This is a genomic window from Algoriphagus confluentis, from assembly GCF_036245625.1.
Lineage (GTDB): Bacteria > Bacteroidota > Bacteroidia > Cytophagales > Cyclobacteriaceae > Algoriphagus > Algoriphagus confluentis.
The window spans coordinates 86284-109582 of the sequence record NZ_BTPD01000004.1 but is presented as its reverse complement, the minus strand read 5'-3'; the positions used below and the strand labels follow the sequence as shown (position 1 = coordinate 109582).

23 protein-coding genes and 1 pseudogene are annotated in these 23299 nt (G+C 45.5%); 10 read left to right on the top strand and 14 right to left on the bottom strand.

Annotated features, from left to right (window positions below):
• Positions 1 to 70 precede the first annotated feature (70 nt).
• Positions 71 to 259 carry a hypothetical protein gene (locus tag AAA943_RS06940; RefSeq protein WP_338223508.1) on the top strand — a complete coding sequence of 63 codons (189 nt, stop codon included), beginning with the start codon at positions 71 to 73 and terminating at the stop codon, positions 257 to 259.
• Between the two features lie 76 nt (positions 260 to 335).
• Here the strand turns inward: AAA943_RS06940 and AAA943_RS06935 are convergent, their stop codons facing one another.
• Entirely contained in the window at positions 336 to 1577 is a 1242-nt protein-coding gene (locus tag AAA943_RS06935; protein ID WP_338223507.1) for an ammonium transporter, read from the bottom strand.
• Positions 1578 to 1604: 27 nt separating this feature from the next.
• Positions 1605 to 1943, bottom strand: a complete 339-nt coding sequence (locus tag AAA943_RS06930) for a P-II family nitrogen regulator (RefSeq protein WP_338223506.1) — start codon at positions 1941 to 1943, stop codon at positions 1605 to 1607.
• 269 nt (positions 1944 to 2212) lie between these two features.
• Here AAA943_RS06930 and AAA943_RS06925 point away from each other — a divergent pair, with 269 nt between their 5' ends.
• Complete coding sequence (locus AAA943_RS06925) at positions 2213 to 3115, top strand: nucleotidyltransferase family protein (protein ID WP_338223505.1); 903 nt, start codon at positions 2213 to 2215, stop codon at positions 3113 to 3115.
• A gap of 25 nt (positions 3116 to 3140) precedes the next feature.
• Here AAA943_RS06925 and recF read toward each other — a convergent pair whose 3' ends face one another.
• A complete protein-coding gene (gene recF / locus AAA943_RS06920; RefSeq protein WP_338223504.1) occupies positions 3141 to 4241 on the bottom strand; it encodes a DNA replication/repair protein RecF in 1101 nt (366 codons plus the stop codon).
• A gap of 90 nt (positions 4242 to 4331) precedes the next feature.
• On the opposite strand from recF, the gene pdhA reads away from it, so the two are divergent.
• From pdhA to AAA943_RS06895, 5 genes are all read left to right on the top strand, one after another.
• The gene (pdhA, locus tag AAA943_RS06915; protein ID WP_338223503.1) at positions 4332 to 5351 is read left to right on the top strand and encodes a pyruvate dehydrogenase (acetyl-transferring) E1 component subunit alpha; all 1020 of its coding nucleotides are present in this window, start codon (positions 4332 to 4334) and stop codon (positions 5349 to 5351) included.
• A 111-nt stretch (positions 5352 to 5462) separates the two neighbouring features.
• Positions 5463 to 6167 (top strand): tetratricopeptide repeat protein, encoded by a 705-nt coding sequence (locus AAA943_RS06910; RefSeq protein ID WP_338223502.1) that lies wholly within the window; start codon positions 5463 to 5465, stop codon positions 6165 to 6167.
• A gap of 89 nt (positions 6168 to 6256) precedes the next feature.
• On the top strand, positions 6257 to 6733 hold the full coding sequence (ribH, locus tag AAA943_RS06905; RefSeq protein ID WP_338223501.1) for a 6,7-dimethyl-8-ribityllumazine synthase: 477 nt from the start codon (positions 6257 to 6259) through the stop codon (positions 6731 to 6733).
• Between the two features lie 33 nt (positions 6734 to 6766).
• Complete coding sequence (locus AAA943_RS06900) at positions 6767 to 8086, top strand: aspartate kinase (protein ID WP_338223500.1); 1320 nt, start codon at positions 6767 to 6769, stop codon at positions 8084 to 8086.
• A 101-nt stretch (positions 8087 to 8187) separates the two neighbouring features.
• On the top strand, positions 8188 to 8514 hold the full coding sequence (locus AAA943_RS06895) for a DUF6787 family protein (RefSeq protein WP_338223499.1): 327 nt from the start codon (positions 8188 to 8190) through the stop codon (positions 8512 to 8514).
• A gap of 150 nt (positions 8515 to 8664) precedes the next feature.
• Here the strand turns inward: AAA943_RS06895 and recG are convergent, their stop codons facing one another.
• Together recG and AAA943_RS06885 are read right to left on the bottom strand one after the other, a co-directional pair.
• Positions 8665 to 10758 (bottom strand): ATP-dependent DNA helicase RecG, encoded by a 2094-nt coding sequence (recG, locus tag AAA943_RS06890; protein WP_338223498.1) that lies wholly within the window; start codon positions 10756 to 10758, stop codon positions 8665 to 8667.
• A gap of 75 nt (positions 10759 to 10833) precedes the next feature.
• Complete coding sequence (locus AAA943_RS06885) at positions 10834 to 11904, bottom strand: phosphotransferase enzyme family protein (protein WP_338223497.1); 1071 nt, start codon at positions 11902 to 11904, stop codon at positions 10834 to 10836.
• A gap of 168 nt (positions 11905 to 12072) precedes the next feature.
• Between AAA943_RS06885 and AAA943_RS06880 the strand changes: the two genes are divergently transcribed.
• Positions 12073 to 13848, top strand: a complete 1776-nt coding sequence (locus AAA943_RS06880; RefSeq protein WP_338223496.1) for a sodium:solute symporter family protein — start codon at positions 12073 to 12075, stop codon at positions 13846 to 13848.
• 53 nt (positions 13849 to 13901) lie between these two features.
• Here AAA943_RS06880 and gldD read toward each other — a convergent pair whose 3' ends face one another.
• On the bottom strand, positions 13902 to 14474 hold the full coding sequence (gldD, locus tag AAA943_RS06875; RefSeq protein ID WP_338223495.1) for a gliding motility lipoprotein GldD: 573 nt from the start codon (positions 14472 to 14474) through the stop codon (positions 13902 to 13904).
• Between the two features lie 77 nt (positions 14475 to 14551).
• Here gldD and AAA943_RS06870 point away from each other — a divergent pair, with 77 nt between their 5' ends.
• On the top strand, positions 14552 to 15082 hold the full coding sequence (locus AAA943_RS06870; RefSeq protein WP_338223494.1) for a DinB family protein: 531 nt from the start codon (positions 14552 to 14554) through the stop codon (positions 15080 to 15082).
• Positions 15083 to 15163: 81 nt separating this feature from the next.
• On the opposite strand, the gene AAA943_RS06865 is transcribed toward AAA943_RS06870, so the two are convergent.
• From AAA943_RS06865 to AAA943_RS06845, 5 genes are all read right to left on the bottom strand, one after another.
• Entirely contained in the window at positions 15164 to 16411 is a 1248-nt protein-coding gene (locus tag AAA943_RS06865) for an NAD(P)/FAD-dependent oxidoreductase (protein WP_338223493.1), read from the bottom strand.
• 150 nt (positions 16412 to 16561) lie between these two features.
• Positions 16562 to 17617, bottom strand: a complete 1056-nt coding sequence (locus tag AAA943_RS06860) for a hypothetical protein (RefSeq protein WP_338223492.1) — start codon at positions 17615 to 17617, stop codon at positions 16562 to 16564.
• A gap of 117 nt (positions 17618 to 17734) precedes the next feature.
• Complete coding sequence (locus AAA943_RS06855; RefSeq protein ID WP_338223491.1) at positions 17735 to 18739, bottom strand: 4-hydroxyproline epimerase; 1005 nt, start codon at positions 18737 to 18739, stop codon at positions 17735 to 17737.
• A 172-nt stretch (positions 18740 to 18911) separates the two neighbouring features.
• On the bottom strand, positions 18912 to 20357 hold the full coding sequence (locus tag AAA943_RS06850; protein ID WP_338223490.1) for an aldehyde dehydrogenase (NADP(+)): 1446 nt from the start codon (positions 20355 to 20357) through the stop codon (positions 18912 to 18914).
• Between the two features lie 96 nt (positions 20358 to 20453).
• A complete protein-coding gene (locus AAA943_RS06845) occupies positions 20454 to 21344 on the bottom strand; it encodes a dihydrodipicolinate synthase family protein (RefSeq protein ID WP_338223489.1) in 891 nt (296 codons plus the stop codon).
• A gap of 160 nt (positions 21345 to 21504) precedes the next feature.
• Here AAA943_RS06845 and AAA943_RS06840 point away from each other — a divergent pair, with 160 nt between their 5' ends.
• Positions 21505 to 22371 carry an AraC family transcriptional regulator gene (locus AAA943_RS06840; protein WP_338223488.1) on the top strand — a complete coding sequence of 289 codons (867 nt, stop codon included), beginning with the start codon at positions 21505 to 21507 and terminating at the stop codon, positions 22369 to 22371.
• Here the strand turns inward: AAA943_RS06840 and AAA943_RS06835 are convergent.
• From AAA943_RS06835 to AAA943_RS06830, 3 genes and pseudogenes are all read right to left on the bottom strand, one after another.
• Positions 22363 to 22812, bottom strand: coding sequence for a nucleotidyl transferase AbiEii/AbiGii toxin family protein (locus tag AAA943_RS06835; RefSeq protein WP_338223487.1), 450 nt, complete (start codon positions 22810 to 22812; stop codon positions 22363 to 22365). The two genes, AAA943_RS06840 and AAA943_RS06835, sit on opposite strands and share 9 nt — an antisense overlap.
• Before the next feature lie 72 nt (positions 22813 to 22884).
• Positions 22885 to 22989: pseudogene (locus tag AAA943_RS21875) on the bottom strand (nucleotidyl transferase AbiEii/AbiGii toxin family protein); the annotation flags it as partial.
• The gene (locus AAA943_RS06830; protein ID WP_338223486.1) at positions 22944 to 23246 is read right to left on the bottom strand and encodes a DUF6922 domain-containing protein; all 303 of its coding nucleotides are present in this window, start codon (positions 23244 to 23246) and stop codon (positions 22944 to 22946) included. The gene AAA943_RS06830 and the pseudogene AAA943_RS21875, both read right to left, overlap by 46 nt.
• Positions 23247 to 23299 lie beyond the last annotated feature (53 nt).

The following is a 23299-nucleotide window of genomic DNA, read 5'->3' as shown; positions in this document are numbered from 1 at the left end:
AACGCAACATCTTTGGAAAAGACTTCGTAGGAAAACTTAAAATCAGTTAATAAACCCAAATCAATCAGCTATGCTAGAATATGTGAAGACCATTTTGCAAAAAGTAAGCTTTAGCAGATATCTGTTTGAGCGAGAATTGAAAAAAGGCCTTCGGTATCTGATGCCGAGCGAAATTGAAGAATTCAGGGATTGGTGCTACGAAATGTTTGGCCGTCTGTACCTCCCTATTCTGAACCGTTATTTCAGACCAGCTTATTAAATAATCCACGACGAAAGCGAAAGCCCCGGAACCGAAAGGAACCGGGGCTTTCTTGTTAAAGGTTAGTGTGGTATGTTTAATCTTTGGAGGCAAAATCCGGATAGGCCCGCATGCTGTGCTCGTTTATATCAAGTCCTTCGGTTTCTTCATTTTCGTGAACTCGAATACCCACGGTACGCTTCAGGGAGAAGAAAATCAGCCAAGAGGTAGCGAAGCAGAAAAGTCCAACAGCTGCCACTCCCAAAAGCTGGGAGTAAAGCTGTCCCCATCCGGCTAAATCACCAAATATGCCGACAGCCAGGGTTCCCCAGATTCCTCCTACAAGGTGAACTGAAATTGCTCCCACGGGATCATCGATTTTGATTTTGTCAAAGAAGACCACAGAGAATACAATCAATCCTCCTCCAATAAAGCCAATAATCACTGAGTCCAAGACGCCCATTTGGTCCGCTCCGGCGGTGATACCGACTAAACCGGCCAAAATTCCGTTCAATACCATGGTGATGTCATAGGTTTTAAACTTGAGGTAGGATACAATCAAAGCCCCAATGGCACCCGCTGCTGCTGCAAGTGAGGTAGTCACAAATACCCGAGACACCGCCCCTGGATCTGCGCTGAGAACAGAGCCTCCATTGAATCCAAACCAGCCAAACCAGAGTAAAAATACCCCTATGGTGGCCATAGGCAGATTGTGTCCAGGGATAGCTTTCATTCCATGAGGCGTATATTTACCGATTCTAGGACCTAAAAGATAAGCTCCCACCAAAGCTCCCCAGCCTCCTACAGAGTGAACAATCGTGGACCCGGCAAAATCATAAAAGGGAGTGGCAAGCTCATTGAGGAATCCTCCTCCCCATTTCCACATGCCCACAATGGGATAGCAAATGCCTACGTACAAAAGGGAAAAAGTAATGAAAGGACCCAGTTTGATCCGCTCGGCCACGGCACCTGATACAATGGTAGCGGCGGTGGCGGCAAACATTGCCTGAAAGATGAAGTCTGTGAAATAGGTGTAGCCTGCATTGTAATTGCTGCTGTCCCATCCCTCGGGGAGAGATAGTCCAAATCCGGCAAAGCCAAAAATGCTTCCGGCAAAGTCAGCGCCAGGATACATCAGATTGAAACCAACAAAGGCGTAAGTCAGAAGACCGATTGCTGGAATGATCGTGTTTTTAAACAGAATGTTTACCGTGTTTTTGGCTCGGGTAAGGCCCGCCTCCAAAGTGGCGAATCCCAAGTGCATGATGAACACCAAAATGGTGGCAATCATCATCCATAGATTATTGACCGTGAAAAGGTCTTGTACAGGTTCTTGCATAGGTTTGAATAGGTTCGGTGATAGAAATTAAAGCGCGGCTTCTCCGGTATCGTTGTTTCGGATTCGGTAAGCTTCCAGGACGTCATAGATGAAGATCTTTCCGTCACCCACTTCTCCTGTTTTCCCTTCATTAAGGATGCATTGGATTACACTCTCAGCCAGTTCATCAGGCACGACGATTTCCAGCTTGGTCCGTGGGATGTAAGCTGGTTCATAGGGGATGCCACGGTACATTTCCAGACGGGCATGCTCAAAACCCATCCCTTTGATTTCATAAAAGGAGAGGAATTTCACTCCCATTTTGGAGACACAGGTATGGATTTGATCAAATCGGGAAGTCCGGATGATCGCTTCAATTTTTTTCATTTTGTCAATAGGTTAAAAGGTTTTTTGAGATTATGGCATGAAAGTAAGATAAAAATTGAATTAAAATCAAAATTGGGTTTAAAAAATACCCTATGGAGACTGAAAAAATGTTCCGGAATCGATTTCCGGTTTTTTCAAATACTTATTTGAATATAAAATCTCATGGTTTGTGATAAAATAAGTAAAAAATGAAACCAGCACCTTCTTTCTGGAGGATGTTTGGTCTTGGGAGATAAACTTCTAATTTTGCCCGCGATTCAATAAAAGACATGACTCAAAAACCAACACTCCTCGTATTGGCAGCCGGTATGGGTAGCCGCTATGGAGGCAATAAGCAGATTGACGGGTTTGGCCCTAACGGGGAAACCATTTTAGAATATTCGATTTTTGATGCAATCCGGGCTGGTTTTGGCAAGGTGGTTTTTATCGTTCGGGAAGAAATCCTGGAAGTAGCCAAAGAAAAATTCCTTCCTAAGTTGGAAGGAAAAATCGAAGTGGATTGGGTGATTCAGTCGCTCGATAGCTTTGTACCTGCCCACCTGAAGCAAGCTGATCGGGTGAAACCTTTCGGTACGGCCCATGCGGTGCTTTGTGCCAAGGATGCAATCAAAGAACCCTTCGCTGTAATCAATGCAGATGACTTCTATGGAAAAGAGGCCTTTGAAGTATTAGGCAAGTTTCTCTCTACCGAAGTTCGTCCGGACCTGCATGCCATGGTAGGCTATGCAATCCAAAACGTACTTTCTGAAAACGGAACCGTCAGCCGCGGAGTCTGCGAAACCAATGCCAAAGGACAACTGATTGGCATGACCGAGTGCACCTCTATCTCCAAAGAAGGAGATAAGATCCTCAGTCGTGGAGAAGGAGAAGTTTTGGAGATTGCCGAAAATACGCCGGTGAGTATGAACTTTTGGGGATTTCACCCAGGTGTGTTTTCAGACATTGAGGCCATGTGGAATGAATTCCTTCCGGCCAACCGGGAAAACCTGAAGTCAGAATTCTATATCCCGACCGTAGCCAATAACCTGATCAAAGCGGGCAAAGCAGCCTTTGAGATTCTTCCGGGAGGCAAGGTTTGGTTTGGGGTCACTTATACCGAAGACCGGCCGGTGGTCATCGAAGCTTTAAAAAAGCTGCACAAGTCAGGCGAATATCCTACCCAATTATGGTAAAAATAAAGAGGCTTCGGCCTCTTTTTTAGTTTTTAACTTTTCCCTTTTCCACTTCAAAAAAGGCTACCTCGGCGTCCAAAGCTCCCAAAATACTTTTTGATCGCTCGGGACGGGCGTCGGTCAGGAAGATCTGCCCGAAAGTGCCCCTAGACACCAATTCCATCAACTTGGCTATCCGCTCATCATCCAGCTTGTCAAAGATATCATCCATCAGCAGGAGAGGTTTTTCACTTTTAGCCTTTTCAAAAAGCCGAAATTGGGCCAGTTTAAGCGCAATGGTAAAGGACTTTTGCTGTCCCTGACTGCCGATTTTCCGGATGGGATGTCCCTCGATCTGAAAGTCAAAATCATCCTTATGGACGCCTGCATTGCTGTTTTTGGTGGCAAAGTCCTTTTGCCGAAGGCCGATAAAGTAGCTTTCAAAATCTTCTCTTAGGACTTCGGTCTCATAGTTCACGCCAATGGTTTCCTTTCCGGAGGAAATCTGCTCATAAAACTGCTGCAAGACGGGAATCATCTCCTCCAAAAGGGCCTTTCTTTTTTCTCCCAAAATGCGACTCAGCTGAATAAGCTCCCGGTCATATCCGCTCAATAAAGTCAGGTCTCTGCGTCCCGTCTCTGCAAACTGCTTGAGCAGGGCATTTCTTTGCTTGAGAAAATGATGGTAGCGAATCAACTGATCGAGATAGGTATGGTCCAGTTGGGAAATCAATCCGTCGAAGAACTTCCGCCTTCCTTCACTGCCGCCTTTGAGCAGTTCGGTATCATCCGGAGCGATCATCACGAGGGGGATCATGCCCACATGATCTGCAGTTTTGGCATGGGCACTTCCGTTGACCCAAATCTGCTTTTTCTTGCCTGCCTCAAAAGAGCATCGGACTTCTACCTGCTTCTGATCGATCCGGTATTTGCCGATGATGGAAAAGAACTCCTCGCTATGATGGATATTCAGGGTATCGCTGCTCTGTATGGCACTTTTGGTCAGGGAGAGGTAGTGAATCGCATCCAGGACATTGGTCTTGCCACTTCCGTTGAGTCCGACGAGGCAGTTGATCTCCGGACAAAACTCCAGGCTGGTTTTCAGGTGGTTTTTAAACTGGATCAGATTGAGTGACTCCAAGATCATGGAAGCGGGAATTATTTGAATGGCATCCTGATTTTTAGGTCGGGATTGCTATATTTGGGGCCTAAAATAGCATATTTTGATTCAAGCGATATGGCAAAGAAAGCGACAGCAACCAAGTCCAAAGTAAAATATTCCAAGGAAACCTATGCTTTTTGGTATGAAAGCATGCTTTTGATGAGACGATTTGAGGAAAAAGCGGGACAACTTTACGGTCAGCAAAAAATCCGTGGTTTCTGCCACCTCTACATCGGACAGGAAGCCTGTGCTTCTGGAGCGATCACGGCCCTGACCAAGGACGACAAGTGGATCACAGCCTATCGCTGCCATGCCCATCCGCTAGGCTTGGGTACCGATCCGGGTGCAGTGATGGCGGAGCTTTTTGGCAAAGCTACGGGCACGACCAAAGGCAAAGGCGGATCCATGCATATTTTTGACAAAGAAAGAAACTACATGGGCGGACACGGGATCGTGGGTGCTCAGGTTCCTATGGGTTTGGGTATCGGTTTCGCTGAGAAATACGCCGGTACCAAGAATCTCTGCATTTGCAAAATGGGAGATGGAGCTGTTCGTCAGGGTGCCGTTCATGAGGCATTTAACCTGGCCATGCTTTACAAGTCCCCGGTCATTTTCGTAATTGAAAACAACGGTTACGCCATGGGAACTTCCGTGGCCCGGACCTCCAATGTGACCGAATTGTACAAAATCGGTGAAGCTTACGATATGCCTTCATTCCCAGTGGACGGGATGAATGTGGAGGCGATTCATGAAGCGGTAGCCGAGGCAGCCGAAAGAGCAAGAAGAGGAGATGGCCCCACGCTCTTGGAGTTCAGAACCTATCGATACAAAGGACACTCCATGTCCGATCCTCAGAAATACCGAACCAAAGAGGAAGTAGAAGAATACAAGCAAAAAGATCCCATCGAGCAGGTCCTTCACACTATCCGGGAAAACAACATCATGACCGAAGAGGAAATTGATGCGGTGATCAAAAAAGTGAAGAAGCAGGTAGATGAGGCCGTGAAGTTTGCAGAAGAATCTCCTTGGCCTGACGGACAGGATGCCTTCAAGGATGTGTATGTTCAGGAAGATTATCCTTTTGTGATGGAATAAAATCCCTTCCCAACCAAAGAAAGCCATGAAGTCTTTCCTGCTTCATGGCTTTTTTGTTTGGGCTTGTAGATTTGATAAAAACCGTATATTTGCGACCGAAAATTGAGTAACATGGCAACGAAGCAATCGAAAAAAGCAACCGAAAACGAACTTTTGGAAAATCCGGAAGTAATCGCTGAGCGAATCGGGAAGGGTGAAGCTTTTTTGAAGAAAAATAGCAAAGTATTGGGTGGCGTATTGATCGCGGCCATCGTATTGATCGGAGGTATTCTCTTTTTCCAGATCAACAATCAAAATCAAAACGAAAAAGCACAGGCTGAAATGTTTCAGGCCGTGTACTTCTTCGAGCAGGACAGCATCGAGTTTGCACTCAACGGAGATGGAATTAACAAGGGGCTTCTTTCCATTGTAGAGAATTACCCAAGAACAGATGCAGCCAACTTGGCTAATTTCTACATCGGGTCTATTTACCTTTCAGAAAGAAAATTCCAGGAGGCACTCACCTACTTGGAGGAGTTCTCCTCAGATGACTATTTGGTGCAGTCCAAGGCCTATTCCCTGATCGGGGATGCCAATTTGGAATTGGGAAATACGGATGCCGCTATTTCTAACTATACGAAGGCAGCACGAACCAATGAAAACAAATTCATGACTCCGAAGTATTTGGCCAAATTGGCCGTGGCTCAAGAAGAAGCCGGTAAAATTGCCGATGCAATCGCCACCTATACCGAGATCGAGGAGAAATACTTCGAGTCTTATGAATACTCTGCCGCGCGAAAACATAAAGCACGCTTAGAAGGCCTTGCCGCTAAGTAATGCTTCTGCATGCAAGCATATTAGAGGAGTAGGGCCGCAGGTCTTACTCCTTTTTGTTTTAATTCCAGTCTTTAAATTCAAATCAACCTATGGCAACAGCCAATAAAAGCCTGAGCGATTACAGCTCAAAAAACATTCAGGATATCTCCGAAAGGAAGTTTGCCATTGTCGTATCCGAGTGGAATGAAGAGGTGACAGAGGCTCTATATTCAGGAGCATATCAAACACTCATTCAGCATGGTGCAAAGAAAGAAAATGTCATCCGAAAAAATGTGCCCGGTTCATTTGAGTTGAGCCTTGGCGCCCAATGGTGTGCACAGGATGAAAGCATCGATGCAGTAATCTGTTTGGGATGCGTGATTCAAGGGGAAACCCGCCACTTTGACTTCATCTGTGATGCAGTCGCCCATGGGATTACCCATGTCGGCTTGAAGTACAACAAGCCGGTGATTTTCGGAGTTCTCACTCCGGACAATCAGCAGCAGGCCTTGGACCGTGCAGGAGGAAAGCACGGAAACAAAGGAGACGAAGCAGCCATCACGGCCATCAAAATGCTCGGATTTTAACTACCAACCTATTTCCTATTTAATCCAAAATCCATGAAAATCATGAAGTTTGGCGGTACCTCTGTGGGCCGCCCTGAGCGCATGCATCAAGTTAAGGACTTGATTACCCGAGGAGACGAACCTACCATCGTGGTGCTTTCGGCACTTTCCGGTACTACCAACGCCCTGGTAGGGATCGGTGAAGCCTTGGCTGCCGGAGATAAATCGCTTGCAAAGGAGCGAATCGACACTTTGCATGCCCACTATCTGGCTTTTTATCCTGAATTGCTTCAGACGCCCGGAGCCAGGGTACAGGCAGAGGAGATCATCCGGGAGCATTTTGAGTTTTTGAATATCCTGCTCAAGATTTCCTTTAATGAGGCCATCAACCGGGATATTCTGGCTCAGGGAGAAATGTTATCCACCAAGCTGTTTTTCACTTTGCTAGGTGAGTTGGAGATTCCTGCTGTATTTCTTCCGGCTTTGGACTTTATGTCTATCGATGAGAATTCTGAGCCTGAGCTGCAGAAAATTTCAGAAAAACTAAAGGCTATTCTGGCGGAACATCCTCAGGAGAGGCTCTTTATTACCCAAGGCTATATCTGCAAAAATCACCGAAATGAGGTGGATAATCTAAAAAGGGGAGGAAGTGACTACACCGCATCGTTGGTGGCGGCGGCAATCCATGCTTCGGTCTGCGAAATCTGGACTGACATCGACGGCATGCACAACAATGACCCGAGGATCGTAGACCGAACCCGTCCCATCGCGGAGCTTTCCTTCGATGAAGCGGCCGAATTAGCTTATTTCGGAGCCAAAATCCTCCACCCGGCATCCATTTGGCCGGCTCAGTTGCACAATATCCCTGTCAAACTGCTCAATACCATGCAGCCTGACGCAGGAGGCACCTTGATCAAAGCTTCGGTAGAAACTACCGGCGTGAAAGCCATCGCAGCCAAAGATGGCATCACCGCAATCAAAATCAAATCCAGCCGAATGCTGTTGGCTTATGGTTTCTTGAGAAGGATTTTTGAGATTTTCGAGAAGTACAAAACTCCGATTGATATGATCACGACTTCCGAGGTAGCCGTGTCTGTCACTATTGACGACCTGAGTCATTTGGATCAGATCCTGGATGAGCTCAACGCTTTGGGTTCGGTGGAAGTGGACCGAAATCAGACCATTATCTGTATCGTGGGCAATATGGTCTCCGAGACCAAAGGAGCGATCAAGTCGGTAATGGATTCCTTGGTGGACATTCCGGTACGGATGGTCTCCTATGGAGGCAGCCGTCACAATGTGTCCATTTTAGTAGATGCACAGTATAAAGTTCAGGCCTTAAAAAGCTTGAATGAAGGAGTGTTTAGCTGGTAGGAAATTGGAAGGTTGAAATATTTCAACCTTAAAAAATTGATGGATAAAGAGCCGGAGAAATCCGGCTCTTTTATTTAGAATCTTTCTTAGTACTTTTGGCCATGCAAACCGAAAAGCCAGGATTTCTCCAACGCCTTCAGACCAAATGGAAACTGGAAAGTCTATTCCAAGTGGTGATGGTTTTGGTAGTGTTTGCCTGCACAGGCTTCACTATTTTGTTTATCAAAAATCCGATCTTGGATTTTTTTGGCGTAGAAAGAGGAGGAGGTCAAGGATTTCTGAATACGGTGCTATACCTGCTTTTGGTGCTTCCTTTGTACCAAATTATTCTCCTGATCTATGGCTTTATTTTTGGGCAGTTTAATTTTTTCTGGGAAAAAGAAAAGCAGATTTTCCGAAGGATAGGAAAGCTTTTCTCGAGGAAATAGAAAGATGTTGGCAGGTAAGTGTTATTTACGATATTCGAATTGCGATTTACGACACCAAAACGAACTTCAAACCCTTCTTTAGAAATCAACTTTTGGGAATTAAAGCTGAAGTACCTGTAATTGTTGTAGATAAAAATCCTAACTCGTCAATCAACTGATTCTACTCCAGTTTGTAGCCGTTTTTTTCTGTTGTTTTACTTGCCTCAAAATAGCTGAATTATTGGGCAGGCTTAGCTCCGGGTCATTGGCCAAAAGCTGCTGTGCGGCATCTCTGGCCAAAGTCAATAAAGGGGCATCCTTGCTCAGGTCTGCAATCATCAAGTCAGTAATCCCGCTTTGTTGAGTGCCCATCAGATCTCCGGGGCCGCGTAGTCTCAGATCCACATCGGCTATTTCAAATCCGTCATTCGTTCGAACCATCGTTTCCAATCGGATTCGGGAGTCTTTGCTCAGTTCATACTTGCTCATCAGGATGCAATAGCTCTGCTCAGCCCCACGGCCGACCCGACCCCGCAGCTGATGCAGCTGGGAAAGCCCAAAACGCTCCGCGTTTTCGATGATCATCACCGAGGCATTGGGCACATTCACCCCTACTTCAATTACCGTGGTCGCTACCATGATTTGGGTTTCCCCTTTGACAAAGCGCTGCATTTCGTAGTCTTTGTCTTCCGCTTTCATGCTTCCATTCACGATGCTGAGATGATACTGAGGGAAAGCCCGAGAAATGCTCTCAAATCCATCCATCAGGTTTTTCAAGTCCATTTTTTCGGACTCCTCGATCAGAGGATAGACGATATACACCTGCCGGCCTTTTTTGACTTCTTCGTTGATAAAACCAAAGACTTTCAGGCGATCCTTATCGTACCGGTGCACTGTCTGAATGGGTTTTCTTCCAGCCGGCAATTCATCAATGACCGACACATCCAAATCTCCGTAGAGGGTCATCGCAAGCGTTCTCGGAATCGGTGTTGCCGTCATCACCAATACATGCGGGATAAATTCCTCATTTTTTGCCCAAAGTTTGGCTCGCTGAGCTACGCCAAACCGATGCTGCTCATCGACGATCGCAAGCCCGAGATTTTGAAACTGAACCACATCTTCCAGCAGCGCATGGGTCCCGATCAGGATTTTCAACTCGCCACTGAGCAACTCTTCATGGATGATTTTGCGGGCAGATTTTTTGGTCGAGCCGGTGAGCAAGGCGATTTTCAATCCCATCATTTCGGCATATCCTTTCAGCCCATCGTAATGCTGATTGGCCAATATCTCCGTTGGAGCCATCAGACAGGCCTGAGCACCAGAGCTGATGGCAATCAGCATGGAAATAAACGCCACCATGGTTTTTCCGCTTCCTACATCCCCTTGAATCAGTCGGTTCATCTGCTTTCCCGACTTCATATCGCCGTAAATCTCCCGAATCACCCGCTTTTGAGCATTGGTGAGCTCAAAGGGAATGTGGTTTTTATAGAAATCCGTAAGAAGGTCTGTGTTTCCCAAGGATTGTCCGCGAAACTTTTTCGTGCGGGTGACTTTCATCAGCAAAAGACGCAGTTGGAGGTAGAAAAACTCCTCAAATTTCAGGCGTTTTCTAGCCCGATGAAGCAATTCAGGATTTGTCGGAAAATGAATTTGACGGACAGCCTCCCTTTTTTCAATGAGCTGGTATTGCTGAAGAATATCGGAAGAAAGGGTTTCGGGGATTTGGCTGTAGACCAAGGGTACCAGTTGCTCCAGAATCCGTGAAATGCCTTTGGAATCCAGGAATCTCGCCCGGAGCTTTTCAGTGGTGGAATAGACTGGTTGGAAATTATTTCGGGTTTCATTGGCAGCGGTGATAGGCTCCATTTCCGGATGGGCCATACTCCATTTCCTTCCGTATTGGGCAGGTTTTCCGAAAAAGATATACACTGCCCCAACAGGAAGCTTTTTCTGCACCCATTGAATTCCCTTAAACCAGGTCATTTCCATTTCCCCCGTTTCGTCAAAAACATGGGCTACCAAGCGCTTTTTTCCTCCCGCACCAACCAGTTCCACAGTTTTGATTCGGGCAATGACTTGGACATTTTCCAACTCGTCGTTTAGTTCCCGGATTTTAAAAAACTTGGTTCGGTCCTCGTAGCGAAAAGGATAATGCTGCAAAAGATCCCCGTAAGTGAATATATTCAGCTCCTTGTTGAGCAGTTCAGCCTTTTGCGGGCCGACGCCTTTAAGGTACTCGATGCGGGTATCAAAAATGCCTGACAAGGGATCTGGATTTTGGGTTAGGCAAAATAAATCCCGCCCCGTGCATTTCCCAAGGAAATGAAGCCAAATGTCAGGCTAGTCAGGAATACCGGTGATCTTTTTCCAAATCTCTTGCAGTTGAGGACGCAGGGCTTGCTGGCTTTGGAGAAAAAGCATCTGATTTTTGGCCCGGTGAAAATTCTGCTCCGGATAGCTGACCCGGTAATAGATATTGCCTTGCAGATGATCGGTGAAAAACCTCAGTCCCATAATCAAGGTCATCACCTCGCCACCGAGGAGTATGGATCTACTTTCTTTCGGTGTGGAAAAGGATTGAATGCTTTCCCAATAGCCTCGCAGTAGTTCTTCAAAAATATAGGGAATCAGTTTTAATGACGCCCATTCAGTGGAGGTTTCAGGAAGGCTACAGGCCACAGTCCGGACCAAATCTCCAAAATCATACATCAGATAGCCTCCCATCACCGTATCCAAATCGATCAGGGCGTTAACTTTCTCAAGATTTTCGGAGAAAATCAGATTATTGATTTTGGTGTCGTTGTGAGTTACCCGAAGTGGCAGATGCTGGATTTGATCCAAATACCAGTCAATCAAGGGTTTTTGGGATAGGTAAAAGTCCCTGAGTGCTGTTTCTTCCGCAGTAAGGGCCTGCTTATGGGCCAGAACACTTCGGAGTTTTTCGAAGCGTAGGTCAAGTCGGTGAAAGTCGGGTATGCTTTCCTGCATTGCCTGTGCATCCAGGTCTTTTGCCCAATCCGCAAAAACACCGTAGGCCTGTGCAGCCAAAAAAGCTTGGCTGGGAGCCTGGATCTGCTGAAGCGTCACACCTTCCACAAATTCAAAAAGGCGGAACTTTCTTCTTTCCAGTTCGGTCAACCCTTTGTTTATCTGATTTAAAATCGGGAGGGGAAGCTTAAAAGGAAGCTTTTTTCCCTGAGTTTCTTGGTCCAAAAGACGCAGATTGTGGTCGATTCTCTCGGGATAGTTGAACACCGAATCGTTGAAGCCCTGCAAAATCCATGTTCCCCGCTGGGATTTCAGAAGCAGCGTCTCGTGAATCAGTCCTTCTCCAAATGGGGTGAGCTGGAGATTTCCCTCCTCAAGAAAAGGATACGCTTGAATAAGTTGTGGAAGAAGCCTGGAATTCATCGGGCGAAATTAAGAAAGAATGCCTTTTGGAAGTAAAAAGGTAAATGGCTGAAGGAAATTAGATGAACATTTCTTTATTCGCGCTAATTTTTCAAAAAAATTAAAAAAGACTTCACTTCTTAAGAAAATTTTTTTGTTAATTGGTTTCCAAAATTAACCCCAAACCCTATGAATGTAAGCACCCTGGATTGGGCCATCATTGCTGCCTTCTTTATCATCTCTTTATTGATAGGATTATTTACTGCCAAATCGGCCGGGAGCTCGGCAAAGGAATTCTTTCTCTCCGGACGAAATATGCCCTGGTGGCTTTTGGGTGTGTCGATGGTGGCAACTACTTTCTCAGCTGATACTCCCAACTTGGTCACCGATATTGTCCGTAAAAACGGAGTTGCGGGAAACTGGGCCTGGTGGGCTTTCCTTTTGACAGGGATGCTGACGGTATTTGTCTATGCTAAGCTCTGGAGAAGATCTGAAGTGACTACCGATTTGGAGTTTTATGAATTGCGCTATTCAGGCAAAGGTGCGGCCTTTTTGAGAGCTTTTCGAGCTATCTATTTGGGGGTGTTTTTTAATGTGGTCATTATGGCGACTGTTTCCCTTGCTGCAATCAAAATCGGTGGTGTGATGCTGGGTCTTTCCCCTGTTCAAACGCTTTTGATTGCTTCTGTTGTCACCGTGATTTACAGCTCTTTGGGTGGCCTGAAGGGGGTATTGTTGACCGACTTTTTTCAATTCTTTATTGCGATTATCGGTTCCTTCGGAGCGGCATTTTATATTTTGGATTTGCCAGAAATTGGTTCCTTAAACAATCTTTTGGCCCATGAGGTGGTATCCACCAAATTGGATTTTCTCCCCGATTTTTCTGATCCCAATGTGTATATTCCGATTTTCATTCTGCCGATAGCCATACAGTGGTGGGCGACTTGGTATCCGGGTGCAGAGCCTGGCGGTGGGGGCTACATTGCTCAGCGGATGCTATCTGCCAAGGATGAAAAAAATGCAATAGGAGCTACCTTATTCTTTAACGTGGCCCACTATGCCTTGAGACCTTGGCCATGGATAATTGTCGCACTTTCCTCTTTGGTCATTTTCCCGAATATCTCTGACCTTCAGGAGGCTTTTCCTCATATTCCGGTAGATAAATTGGGGGATGATTTGGCTTATCCTGCCATGCTTTCTTTTCTACCTACAGGTTTGGTTGGGATTGTATTGGCTTCTTTGATTGCTGCGGTGATGTCCACGCTGTCCACCCATCTCAACTGGGGCTCAAGCTACGTAGTCAATGACTTCTACCTTCGCTTCATTAAGCCGGATGCTTCGGATAAGCAATTGGTGGCTGTGGGAAGAATTTCCACCGTATTGCTGATGGGCTTTTCGGCTGTCTTAGCCCTGGCGCTTTCCTCTGCTTTGGATGCCTTTCAGATTTTGCTGCAGATCGGAGCTGGTACCGGTTTGATTTTTATCCTACGCTGGTTTTGGTGGAGGATCAATGCCTACACGGAGATTTCGGCTATGGCTATTTCCTTCGTGGTGGCGATTTTCTTTGAAGTGATCAATCCCAAGCTGGGCTTGATCGATATTCCTTCGGATCAATCTTACCTGAAGTTGATTTACTCTGTTTCGATTACCACTGTAGGATGGTTGATTGTCACCTTTTTGACCCAACCGGAGAAGGATGAGGTTTTACTCGCCTTCTATCGAAAAGTTACTCCTGCAGCCCTAGGTTGGAGAAAAGTCCTGGACAGATACCCTTCGGAGCAGGTAGTTGTGGGTACTTTAGGAAAAGAAATAGGATTGATGATTACGGGTACGTTTATGGTGTATTCGGCCTTGTTTTCAACCGGATTTTTTATCTACGGAGAAGTAGTCCCCGGATTCATTGCAGCCGTAATTGCTCTTGGGGGTGGATTTATTATCCTTAAGTCTTGGAAAAAACTAAATTAAGTTTTCAATCCTTGTTTTAAGAAAATCCTGCTCTGACCTGAGAGCAGGATTTTTTATTCTTTGAATTTGACAGTATTCATCAAGTGGGTCATGTCGATTTTGATGTATTCGATCACGGGAGCAAGCGAGTCATTTTTCATTGCGGTATAAAAATAGAGTGCTCCCCGGAGAAAATGATCCGTGGAATCGGTCACAAAAAACTGGAATTGCGTTGGCACTTCGCCTGTAAGCTCTGCGACCACTCCTGTATAGCCGTTTGGGGTCAAAATCACTCCCTCCTCTATTCCATAGGCTTTCATTTGGTGTTTGGCTGTAAGTTTGAAGGCGTCGTTGGAAAGTGTTTTAAAGTCGGTTTCCCCATCTATCGACTTATAGGTCAAATGAACTTTAGCTCCAAAATCTCTGTAATTGAGATTGATCCATGCTTTTTCAGAAAGGTTGAATGAATCCGGCTCCACCAAGCTGTGCTGTGAATATTCCAGTTGATAGGGGTAGTTGTTTTCCAGCTCCTGAAAGGCATGCGGAGGTAAATCAATCCGATTATACCCTGGAGGTTTTGGAAGCCAATTTTTTTCGCAGGCACTGAGCAGAGTTCCTACAATCAGAAATGCCAACATTCTCTTCATGGCTTAAAATTAGGTTTTCCATTTGATTTGATGAGGGAAATAGGGAACTTTAAGATTCCACCAAATAATGAATGGTTATGATCAATAAAATTAAAGTATCTGTGGTCGCAGTTTTGTCAGCGGTAATAATGGCAATAGGATCTTTGGCTCAGGCTCAGACGACTAAGGAGGAGTTTCTCAGCAAATGGAATAACAGCAAGCAGTTTACTTTGGATGTTTTGGCCAAAATGCCGGATTCAGGAATGGATTACAAAACTGATCCCGGTGCCATGTCCTTCAAAGAACAGATTCATCATATCGGCACCGCCATCGTAGGTATTTCCCAAGGCTTTCTCAAAGGAGGAGCTGAAACGCCTTCCTTGGATGTTAATACTGCCACTAGAGCCCAATTGGCAGATTTTGTGGCCAAAGCCTATGATTATGGTGCTGCTGCTGTACAGGGATTAAGTGCTGCTGATGAAGCAGAAAAAATCGAAGTTTTCGGGAATATGGTCTCCAGAAGACAAGTAGAAGCCCTCTTAATTGATCACAGCACCCATCATCGAGGATCGGCGATTGCCTATTTGAGAGCCAACGGAGTAGAGCCTCCGGCTTTTGTCGGATTCTGATCAAGTTTTCCTTTTAAGCAAAAAAGCAGCGTAAATTTTCCGCTGCTTTTTTCATTTATAGAGCGTAATTAAGAAAATGCTTCAGTTAAATCTTCCCACTTCAAATCCTCCGATTTCCATTGTGGTGTCCTTTTGCTGATGGAGTTCTGCCAACAACTTTCCGGTCGCCGGGGCAAGAGATATTCCCATCATGGAATGCCCACTTCCCACGAGTACATTAGAGTAGTTTGGTGAAAAGCCGATGTAAGGCAACCCATCCGGAGAGCAGGGCCTCAATCCTTTCCAAATATCCTTTTCCTGAGGGAATTTGGCCTCAAAGCTGGGATAATACCGGTTGATGGATTCAAAAATACCCTGAACCCGGCGCATATCCACTTTTTGGTTAGTGCCGGCAATTTCCAACGTGCCACCAAAGCGAACTGTTTCCCCATAGGGACTGACAGCTACTTTTTGTTCGGTTAGGATAGTCGCCTGTTTGATCTCGGGTTGGTTTTTTTGTAGGAAGGAATAGCCTTTTCCTCCCATCATAGGCAAGGAAAATCCAAGCATCTGAGCCAAGTCCCCAGACCAGGAGCCTCCGCAGAGAAGGATTTTTTCTGCCTCAATTTTTCCCTGATCTGTTATTACAGCATCAACCTTCGATCCTGATTTTTCAAATCCGGAGACCTGGGTTTTGGAAAGAAATTTTACTCCCTTTTTTTCCAAATATCCTTTCAAAAAGCCATACAAAGCTCCCGGGTCCAAATGCGCATCTCCGGGGAAAAGTACAGCGCCACGGGCTTTAAGCTCCAAGTTGGGTTCCACTTTTCGGATATCTTCCGGAGATAGAATTTCGGCATCTAAGCCATATTTTCTGGCCAAATGGGCAAATTCCACTTCTTCCTTTTCTACTCCTTCGGTCTGGTAGGCCATCATCAGTCCTTTTTCCTGAAGTGCCAAAGTCGCCTCCGGATGCTCTGCTTTGAAAGTCAGGTAAAGAGCTTTGGAGAGCAAACTCAGATTTTTCAGATAAGGGATGGCCTTGGATACTTGCTTTTCATTGGCAGATTTAAAAAAAAGGAGGCACCACTGCAAGAGTTTGTAATCCAGTCTGGGATGGATATAGAATGGGCTTTTGGAAGAAAACATCCAGGTGATCCCCTTCGTCACCATACCGGGTGCGGCCAAAGGGATGATATGACTCGGCACAATCATCCCGGCATTGCCTGTGGAGCAATTGTCCTGCAGGTCGGTGCGGTCAAGGACAGTGACTTCAATGCCTTCTTTCTGAAGAAAATAGGCAGAAAACAGTCCTACAATTCCTCCGCCGATGATGAGAGTGGGCTTCATGGGGTTTATTTTACCTAAGAATGCGAAGATAGATTAGGAAAGCTGAAATTTCAGGTCCTAATTTGACCTGTTTTTATTTTGGATTGATAATTTTTTGGCGCTGAAGAAAAAGGGAAAATCCAAGCAGAAAGGATTCCAGGCCAATTTTGCCTATGCTGATTCACCTACGATGTATTCCTGACAGGTCCCAATCATTTGGGATTGAAAAGCCTCTTCGTTTTTAAGGATTTCGAAAAACTCAAGGAGATAGGCTTTGGCTTTTTGGAATTCCTGTTCTGAAAGGTCGGTTTTGAACTTTTCCAGCGTTAGGAAAAACCGGTCTTCCTTCGCCAAGAAATCATTTTTAACCCATTGCGTGAGTTCAGGATTTCTACATACTCCACGATAAAGTCGTTCGGTGACAGATTTGATCGGTAAGTAGTCGTAGGGCAGGGCATAGGGTGCGTTGACAAAACCGGCGTAATCGAAGTCGTAAGGTACAGGAACGTGCTTCTCCTCCTGCTTCAAATCCAGCATCCGGACATTATGCTGGGTGGTGTTGGACCAATCGGTATTGCCAATCATGTAGGAGAAAAAATCCTGCTTCATGGCTAGGGTGTCATTGATCAAGTGGGGGAAAATTATCCCGGAGTTGATCTTTTTAGCATCATGTTTTTTGGCTACCTCATCCACGTCTTCGATGACAAAGGCAACGAGGGCATAGGTCCTTTTCTTTTTGTTTTGCTGGTCGGTGAGGGTCAGATTGACTCGGCGGGTTCTGAAATGAATCGGACTGACTATTTGATAGAGTTGGTAGACCAAAAATTCTTTCGTGATTAGCTCTCCATAGTCGGGGCCCTCCTGACAGGGAAGGACCAGTTTGAGGCTTCTGTTTCCCTGAAATGGAGTGTTTTTTGAAACTCCCTTTGGAATCTTCAACCAAAGCGGCATAAAATAGCATTGTTTCCTGCGGGAATTGCCTCTTGCCCTTAGGTCTACGGGAACTGAGTCGGTAATACCAAATTCGTTTTTGTACTTGAGAAAAGTGGGAAAATAGACGGTGTCCGATTCTGAACCCTTCAGCGATTTGAATTGGGTGGTGAGTTCAAGTTCTAAAGGTTTTTCCTCCTGAAAGAGAATGTCCTTTTGTCTTCCAAATGATGAAAAGACAACAGAAAACACCAAGATAAAAGCATAAGCTTCGCTGATTCTGAAAATCCCCTGCATACCAAAAATGAAAGTTAATCCTTTGAATTTAAGGATTATCCCTTTACAAAAAGAAGAGGGGCCGATTTAGCCCCTCAAAAGCATCGATAAAAGTGATCAAAAGGTCTCTTTTTACCCTTAGATTACCTGAAATCCATGAACGTAGGGGTCATCGTCGTCTAGGATGATGGTGTTGTACCCGTAGACCTTGGCCCAGCCTTCGATACTGGGGACGATAGCAGGCTTTCCTGCGATTTCGGTGACTTCTTCGATTCTTCCGATAAACTTGGAGCCGATAAAACTTTCATGGACAAATTCATCTCCGGGTTTCAACCAACCTTTGGCAAACCACTGGGCCATTCGAGCGGAAGTGCCCGTGCCGCAAGGGGAGCGATCAATGGCTTTGTCCCCATAGAAAACGGCATTTCGGGCCGTGCTGCTTTCATCCAGCGTTTTTCCCGTCCACATCACATGGGAAAGCCCGCGAATCCGATCGTGTTCAGGATGCACAAAGTCGTAGTGCTCGTTCATCTTTTGGCGAAGGTTTCTAGCCATGGAAATCAACTGTTCCGCTTTGAAAGGCTCCAGTCCAGGAAAATTTTGCTGAGGATCGACGATGCAGTAGAAGTTGCCTCCATAGGCTACGTCCACGCTCAGCTTGCCGAGTTCCTCGATTTCAATTTCCAGATTTTCTGCGGCCAGGTAGCTTTTGACATTGGTAAGCTTGACCGATTTCACTTTTTTGCCTTCCTGCTTGTATTCTACCAAAACCAATCCTGCCGGAGCTTCCATTCGAAGGAAGCCAGGTGTCTTGGGATGAATCAACCCTTCTTCGATGGCGATAGTGATCGTACCTATGGTGCCGTGTCCGCACATTGGAAGGCAACCGGAAGTTTCGATAAATAGGACTGCAACGTCGTTTTCCGGATCATGTGGAGGAAAAAGCATTGATCCTGACATCATATCGTGCCCCCGAGGCTCAAACATCAGCCCCGTTCGGATCCAATCCAGATTTTCCAGAAAATACTGGCGTTTTTCCAGCATATTATTCCCTTTCAGGAAAGGAACCCCACCGGAAACTACCCTCACGGGATTACCGCAAGTGTGGGCATCGATGCAGGAGAAGGTGTGTCTTGAGGGCATTGAGATTAGATATTCGAGGTTCTAAGTTAAATGCTGTAATACTATTGAAATACATTAGAAATAAGTCCCGCAAGCGGGACGAAATTTTATAGAAAAACTTCTGGACTGAAAATGTTTCACGGAGCAAAGCGAAGTGTATTTCTATTGTGTTTCACCGTATTTCCTTAGTCATTCACTTTGTGTAAGTTCCATTTATCATTCTCCAAATCCCGAGTGGATTTCCTTCTCGAAGTGCATCGGGAAGCAGATCCTGGGGCATATCCTGAAAGGCGATTGGTCTTGCAAAACGCTTGATGGCATGGGCACCGACCGAGGTGCTGTTAGGTGCTGAAGTGGAAGGGAAAGGTCCTCCATGCTGCATGGCATAGCCTACTTCTACCCCGGTTGGAACGCCTTTGAAGAGTAATCGGCCGCATTTTTCCTCCAAAAGACTGATTAGAAACAGCTGGTTTTTCAATTCCTCTTCCTCAGCCCATACGGTAATGGTCAGCTGCCCGTGAAGATGCTTGGCAATCTCCAACAGCTCCTCCTCACTCTGGTACACCACCATCATGGCGAAGGATCCGAAGACTTCCTTTTGGAAAAGTGAATCCTTAAGCCAATCCTGAGCCTTAATTTCAGCTAAGGCAGTACTGCCATTGATCAAATGCTTAGGGTCTGCGACTTTCACCCAACGGAGCTCTTCCCGAGACTCCAGAAACTGGATGGAATCGTAATAAGCTTGAGCAATCCCTGGATGAAGCATAGGCGCTGCAGCAATGTCTTTAAGCTCCGCAGCAATGGCCGCTTCAAACCCTTTGGCCTGAGATTCAGGTACAAAGATCAGCCCCGGATTGGTGCAAAATTGACCTACACCCAAGGTCAGAGAAGCGATGAAGGCTTTCGCCAATCCTTCAGTGTTTTCAGACAGTTTCTTGGGAAAGCAAAAGATCGGATTGACCGAACCCATTTCTGCAAATACGGGGATCGGCTCTTTTCGCTGATTGGCCAAGTCAAACAAGGCCATTCCTCCGGCATGCGAACCGGTAAATGCCACTGCTTTCGCCAAGGAATGCTGGACTAAGGCTTGGCCTTCTGCGATTCCTCCTTCGATATGGGTAAATAATGCCGAGGGAAGACCGCTTTTGAGAATGGCTTGATGAATGCAATCCGCTACTTTTTTGGAAGTTTCAGGATGAGCGGGGTGAGCTTTGTAGATGACCGGGCAGCCCGCAGCCAAGGCCGATATGGTATCTCCTCCTGCAGTAGAAAAAGCCAAAGGAAAATTGCTAGCTCCAAAGACGACTACCGGTCCCAGTGGAGTCAGCATTCGGCGAATATCTGCCCTAGGAAGTGGAGTTCGGTCCGGCATTGCAGGATCTATCGTGGCCTCTACCCAAGATCCTTCCTTGACCAAATTGGCGAAAAGCCGAATTTGGCCAGTGGTTCGTCCCAATTCCCCGTTGATTCGGCCTTCAGGTAGATTAGATTCCTTCACGGCTAAAGGGACGATTTCAGTACGATTGTTTTCTAAAGTATCGGCAAGGGTTTCCAAAAAGGCTCCTTTTTCTTTTCCTGGAAGGTTTTTATAGAAAAGAAATGCTTCTTGGGCTTCTTGAAAGATGGAGTCGAAGTTCATAAGGATTGAAAGATTTGAAAATTGAAAGATTTGAAAATTGAAGAAGTAGAGGGCCGAAGATCACTTCCGTCTTCTGTCTTCCTTCTTCCGGCTTCATCACAATTTCGGCCTTTTTGCCAATCCTTCAGTAATTATCTTCTCAATTCTTGCTCTTTCTTCCCCGATCAGAGTCAGTCTAGGTGCTCTCACATGCTCAGAACCCACCCCGCAATGCTGCTCAGCGAGCTTAATGTATTGAACTAATTTTGGATGGATGTCCAGCTCCAGCAAAGGCAAAAACCAGCGGTAGATTTCTCTGGCCTCTTCGATTTTCCCTTCCTGAACCAGGTTGAAAATGGTCACCGTTTCTTTAGGAAAAGCACAAACCAAACCGGCTACCCAGCCCACAGCTCCCATGAGCAATTCCTCCAAAGCCAAAGTATCCACTCCGCAAAGCAGTTGGAATCGATCTCCGAAACGGTTGATCATGCGGGTGACATTGGAGATATCCCGGGTGGATTCTTTGATGGCCTGGATATTTTCACACTCGGCCAGTTCGGCAAACATGTCAATTGTTACCAAAGTCTTGTAATCCACCGGATTGTTATAGATCATCATTGGTAGTCGGGTGGAATTGGCGACGGTTTTGAAATAAGTAACTACTTCCCGCGCATCAGCAGCATAGCGCATCGGAGGCAAAATCATTAAGCCTGAAGCTCCGAGTTCTTCCGCTTTTTTAGCCCAGAAGAGCGCGTCTTGAGTGGCCCCTTCGGCAATGTTGAGGATTACAGGGACTCTCCCGTTGATATACTTTACGGTTTCTCCTGTTAGGGTGATTTTTTCTTCATGGGACAAAACCGAGCTCTCACCCAAGGTGCCGCCAAGGATGATCCCATGGACTCCACTTTCGAGTTGGAAGTCCAGATTTTTAAAAAACAAGTCCATATCCAGACTTCCGTCTGCGTGAAATTTGGTCGTGACCGCGGGGAATACGCCTTTCCAGTTCATAGTAGTTTCAATTTTTAACCCAGAGGGTTTGATGATTATTTATCAAAAGTAAAAGACCAAAGAGGCAATTTCTTTCACTGGATTAGTTCCTTTTGATACCCAATTGATTTGTTTATAAAATTTGTCTCTTACTTTCACTCAATTTGATATTATTTGCAGCATGGCAAAAGTGATTTCCTTTCAGGTCCCCAAGTCACAGCGGGAGTTTGTTCGCTATCAGGAGGATAGAGGAGCACATTTTTATGATAAGCTGCATCAGCATCCTCAGCTGCAGTTGACTGTGATTTTGGAGGGAAAAGGTCAGCTGCTCAGTGGGGATTATGTTGGGAGATTTCAGCCTGGAGATTTATTTTTTTTAGGAGAAAATGCTCCGCATGTTTTTCGGAGCGACCAGGAATATTTTGAAGACGGCACCGAATTAAAATCTGGAGGAAATACCATTTTCTTTGATTTCCAAGCCTTGGGCAAGGCTTTGGGAGAACTGGATGAGCTACAGTCTATGCGGAAATTTGAAGAGTTCCAAGGTTTGTGTTTTCAAGTGCAGGGTGAAACTGCCGAACGGATCAAATCTCTTTTCCCTCAGGCGGAAAACAGTGAGGGGCTTCATCGCTTTCAGTTGGCTTTCCAATTGCTGAATTGGCTGGAGGAAGCAGGAGAGGATTTAGTCCGGTTAAATGAGCCGGGATTGATGCGGGGACTTTCGGAAAAGGATGGTAGCCGAATGAACCGGGTCATGCAATTTATTCTGGAAAATCGCTTTCGATCCATCACACTGGAAGAGGTAGCAGGGCAGGCCCATCTCTCCAAGGAAGCCTTTTGCCGCTTTTTCAAATTGAGAACCCGGAAGACCTTCACCCAATACCTCCAGCAACTTCGAATCAACGAAGCCCAGAAATTGCTTCAGGAGACTGATTTGGGGGTTTCTGAGATTGCTTACCGGGTCGGCTTTGAGAATCTTTCCTATTTCAACCGGAGTTTTAAAAGTCATACAGGAATGACCCCAAGGGAGTTTAAAAACCTAGCGTAAATGTGCCGCAACCTTTTTGGTGATGGTCTTTTTCACGCTTGTCCAAGTTTGCCCTTTTAGACTTACAGGATCTTCATCTTCCTCAGCATCCTGAAAATACACCATCACTTGTGGAATGGAGATGAGGAGGTTTTGAGTGCTGTATTTTTCCTTATGGGATTGGATAAAATCAGCTACAGAATAATGCTGAAGAAGTTCGGAAATATCCCAAAAATCCTTCTTTTTTCCCCGACCCAAAATGGCTTGAATCTTCATGGCCATGATATCTCTATCTGAGAAAAAGCGGATTTCTTCGATGGTTTCTACGGGTCCTAAAATAGGATGAGGATGTTTGACTAGATCTACTTTGATTTCATCGATAAAACAAAAAATTCCAAACCAAGGTGGACTCGTGCGGATGGCCAATCTTTCTCCAAAATGAATTTGGAGATTATTGATCATAATTTCATTTTCGAATTTTTCGGGAGAAAATAAATCTAAATCAATCGAAAGTCTATGTCCGAATTTTAAAGAAAGTGCAGTTCCTCCTACTAATCCAAAGTTTTTCAGTATGGGTAGAGAAGAAAGCTCCTTTAGTAAGGAAAGAGTTCCGGGTTCGACTGTCTGAGTTTGTAGCATCTGAAATCTTCTACAGGACGATCAATGACTGCTGCTGCTAAATACATTGTCATCGCAGATAGGTATTTTGCATTGAGTAAAACTTCTGCGATCAATTCATCCCCATAATATCTGCGGCAATTACGGATATCAGGCGTGTCTCCCCGCTCAAAAACCCGCTCGATGACAAACTTGTATTTTTTGTCATAATCGATGGCTTCAAAATTCACATCCCAGAAGATGCGCTTGTCAAAGATGGGTTTGGGCTTATCACTCATGATGGGAATTTATAAAGGATCGATCAGACAAAAAACGAATTCCTGATTTCAAT

Excerpts from the sequence above, each read along its gene's own strand:
- AAA943_RS06940 (WP_338223508.1), top strand. The coding sequence starts at position 71 with ATGCTAGAATATGTGAAGACCATTTTGCAAAAAGTAAGCTTTAGCAGA.
- AAA943_RS06935 (WP_338223507.1), bottom strand. The coding sequence starts at position 1,577 with ATGCAAGAACCTGTACAAGACCTTTTCACGGTCAATAATCTATGGATG.
- AAA943_RS06930 (WP_338223506.1), bottom strand. The coding sequence starts at position 1,943 with ATGAAAAAAATTGAAGCGATCATCCGGACTTCCCGATTTGATCAAATC.
- AAA943_RS06925 (WP_338223505.1), top strand. The coding sequence starts at position 2,213 with ATGACTCAAAAACCAACACTCCTCGTATTGGCAGCCGGTATGGGTAGC.
- recF (WP_338223504.1), bottom strand. The coding sequence starts at position 4,241 with ATGATCTTGGAGTCACTCAATCTGATCCAGTTTAAAAACCACCTGAAA.
- pdhA (WP_338223503.1), top strand. The coding sequence starts at position 4,332 with ATGGCAAAGAAAGCGACAGCAACCAAGTCCAAAGTAAAATATTCCAAG.
- AAA943_RS06910 (WP_338223502.1), top strand. The coding sequence starts at position 5,463 with ATGGCAACGAAGCAATCGAAAAAAGCAACCGAAAACGAACTTTTGGAA.
- ribH (WP_338223501.1), top strand. The coding sequence starts at position 6,257 with ATGGCAACAGCCAATAAAAGCCTGAGCGATTACAGCTCAAAAAACATT.
- AAA943_RS06900 (WP_338223500.1), top strand. The coding sequence starts at position 6,767 with ATGAAAATCATGAAGTTTGGCGGTACCTCTGTGGGCCGCCCTGAGCGC.
- AAA943_RS06895 (WP_338223499.1), top strand. The coding sequence starts at position 8,188 with ATGCAAACCGAAAAGCCAGGATTTCTCCAACGCCTTCAGACCAAATGG.
- AAA943_RS06885 (WP_338223497.1), bottom strand. The coding sequence starts at position 11,904 with ATGAATTCCAGGCTTCTTCCACAACTTATTCAAGCGTATCCTTTTCTT.
- AAA943_RS06880 (WP_338223496.1), top strand. The coding sequence starts at position 12,073 with ATGAATGTAAGCACCCTGGATTGGGCCATCATTGCTGCCTTCTTTATC.
- gldD (WP_338223495.1), bottom strand. The coding sequence starts at position 14,474 with ATGAAGAGAATGTTGGCATTTCTGATTGTAGGAACTCTGCTCAGTGCC.
- AAA943_RS06870 (WP_338223494.1), top strand. The coding sequence starts at position 14,552 with ATGATCAATAAAATTAAAGTATCTGTGGTCGCAGTTTTGTCAGCGGTA.
- AAA943_RS06865 (WP_338223493.1), bottom strand. The coding sequence starts at position 16,411 with ATGAAGCCCACTCTCATCATCGGCGGAGGAATTGTAGGACTGTTTTCT.
- AAA943_RS06860 (WP_338223492.1), bottom strand. The coding sequence starts at position 17,617 with ATGCAGGGGATTTTCAGAATCAGCGAAGCTTATGCTTTTATCTTGGTG.
- AAA943_RS06855 (WP_338223491.1), bottom strand. The coding sequence starts at position 18,739 with ATGCCCTCAAGACACACCTTCTCCTGCATCGATGCCCACACTTGCGGT.
- AAA943_RS06850 (WP_338223490.1), bottom strand. The coding sequence starts at position 20,357 with ATGAACTTCGACTCCATCTTTCAAGAAGCCCAAGAAGCATTTCTTTTC.
- AAA943_RS06845 (WP_338223489.1), bottom strand. The coding sequence starts at position 21,344 with ATGAACTGGAAAGGCGTATTCCCCGCGGTCACGACCAAATTTCACGCA.
- AAA943_RS06840 (WP_338223488.1), top strand. The coding sequence starts at position 21,505 with ATGGCAAAAGTGATTTCCTTTCAGGTCCCCAAGTCACAGCGGGAGTTT.
- AAA943_RS06835 (WP_338223487.1), bottom strand. The coding sequence starts at position 22,812 with ATGATCAATAATCTCCAAATTCATTTTGGAGAAAGATTGGCCATCCGC.
- AAA943_RS06830 (WP_338223486.1), bottom strand. The coding sequence starts at position 23,246 with ATGAGTGATAAGCCCAAACCCATCTTTGACAAGCGCATCTTCTGGGAT.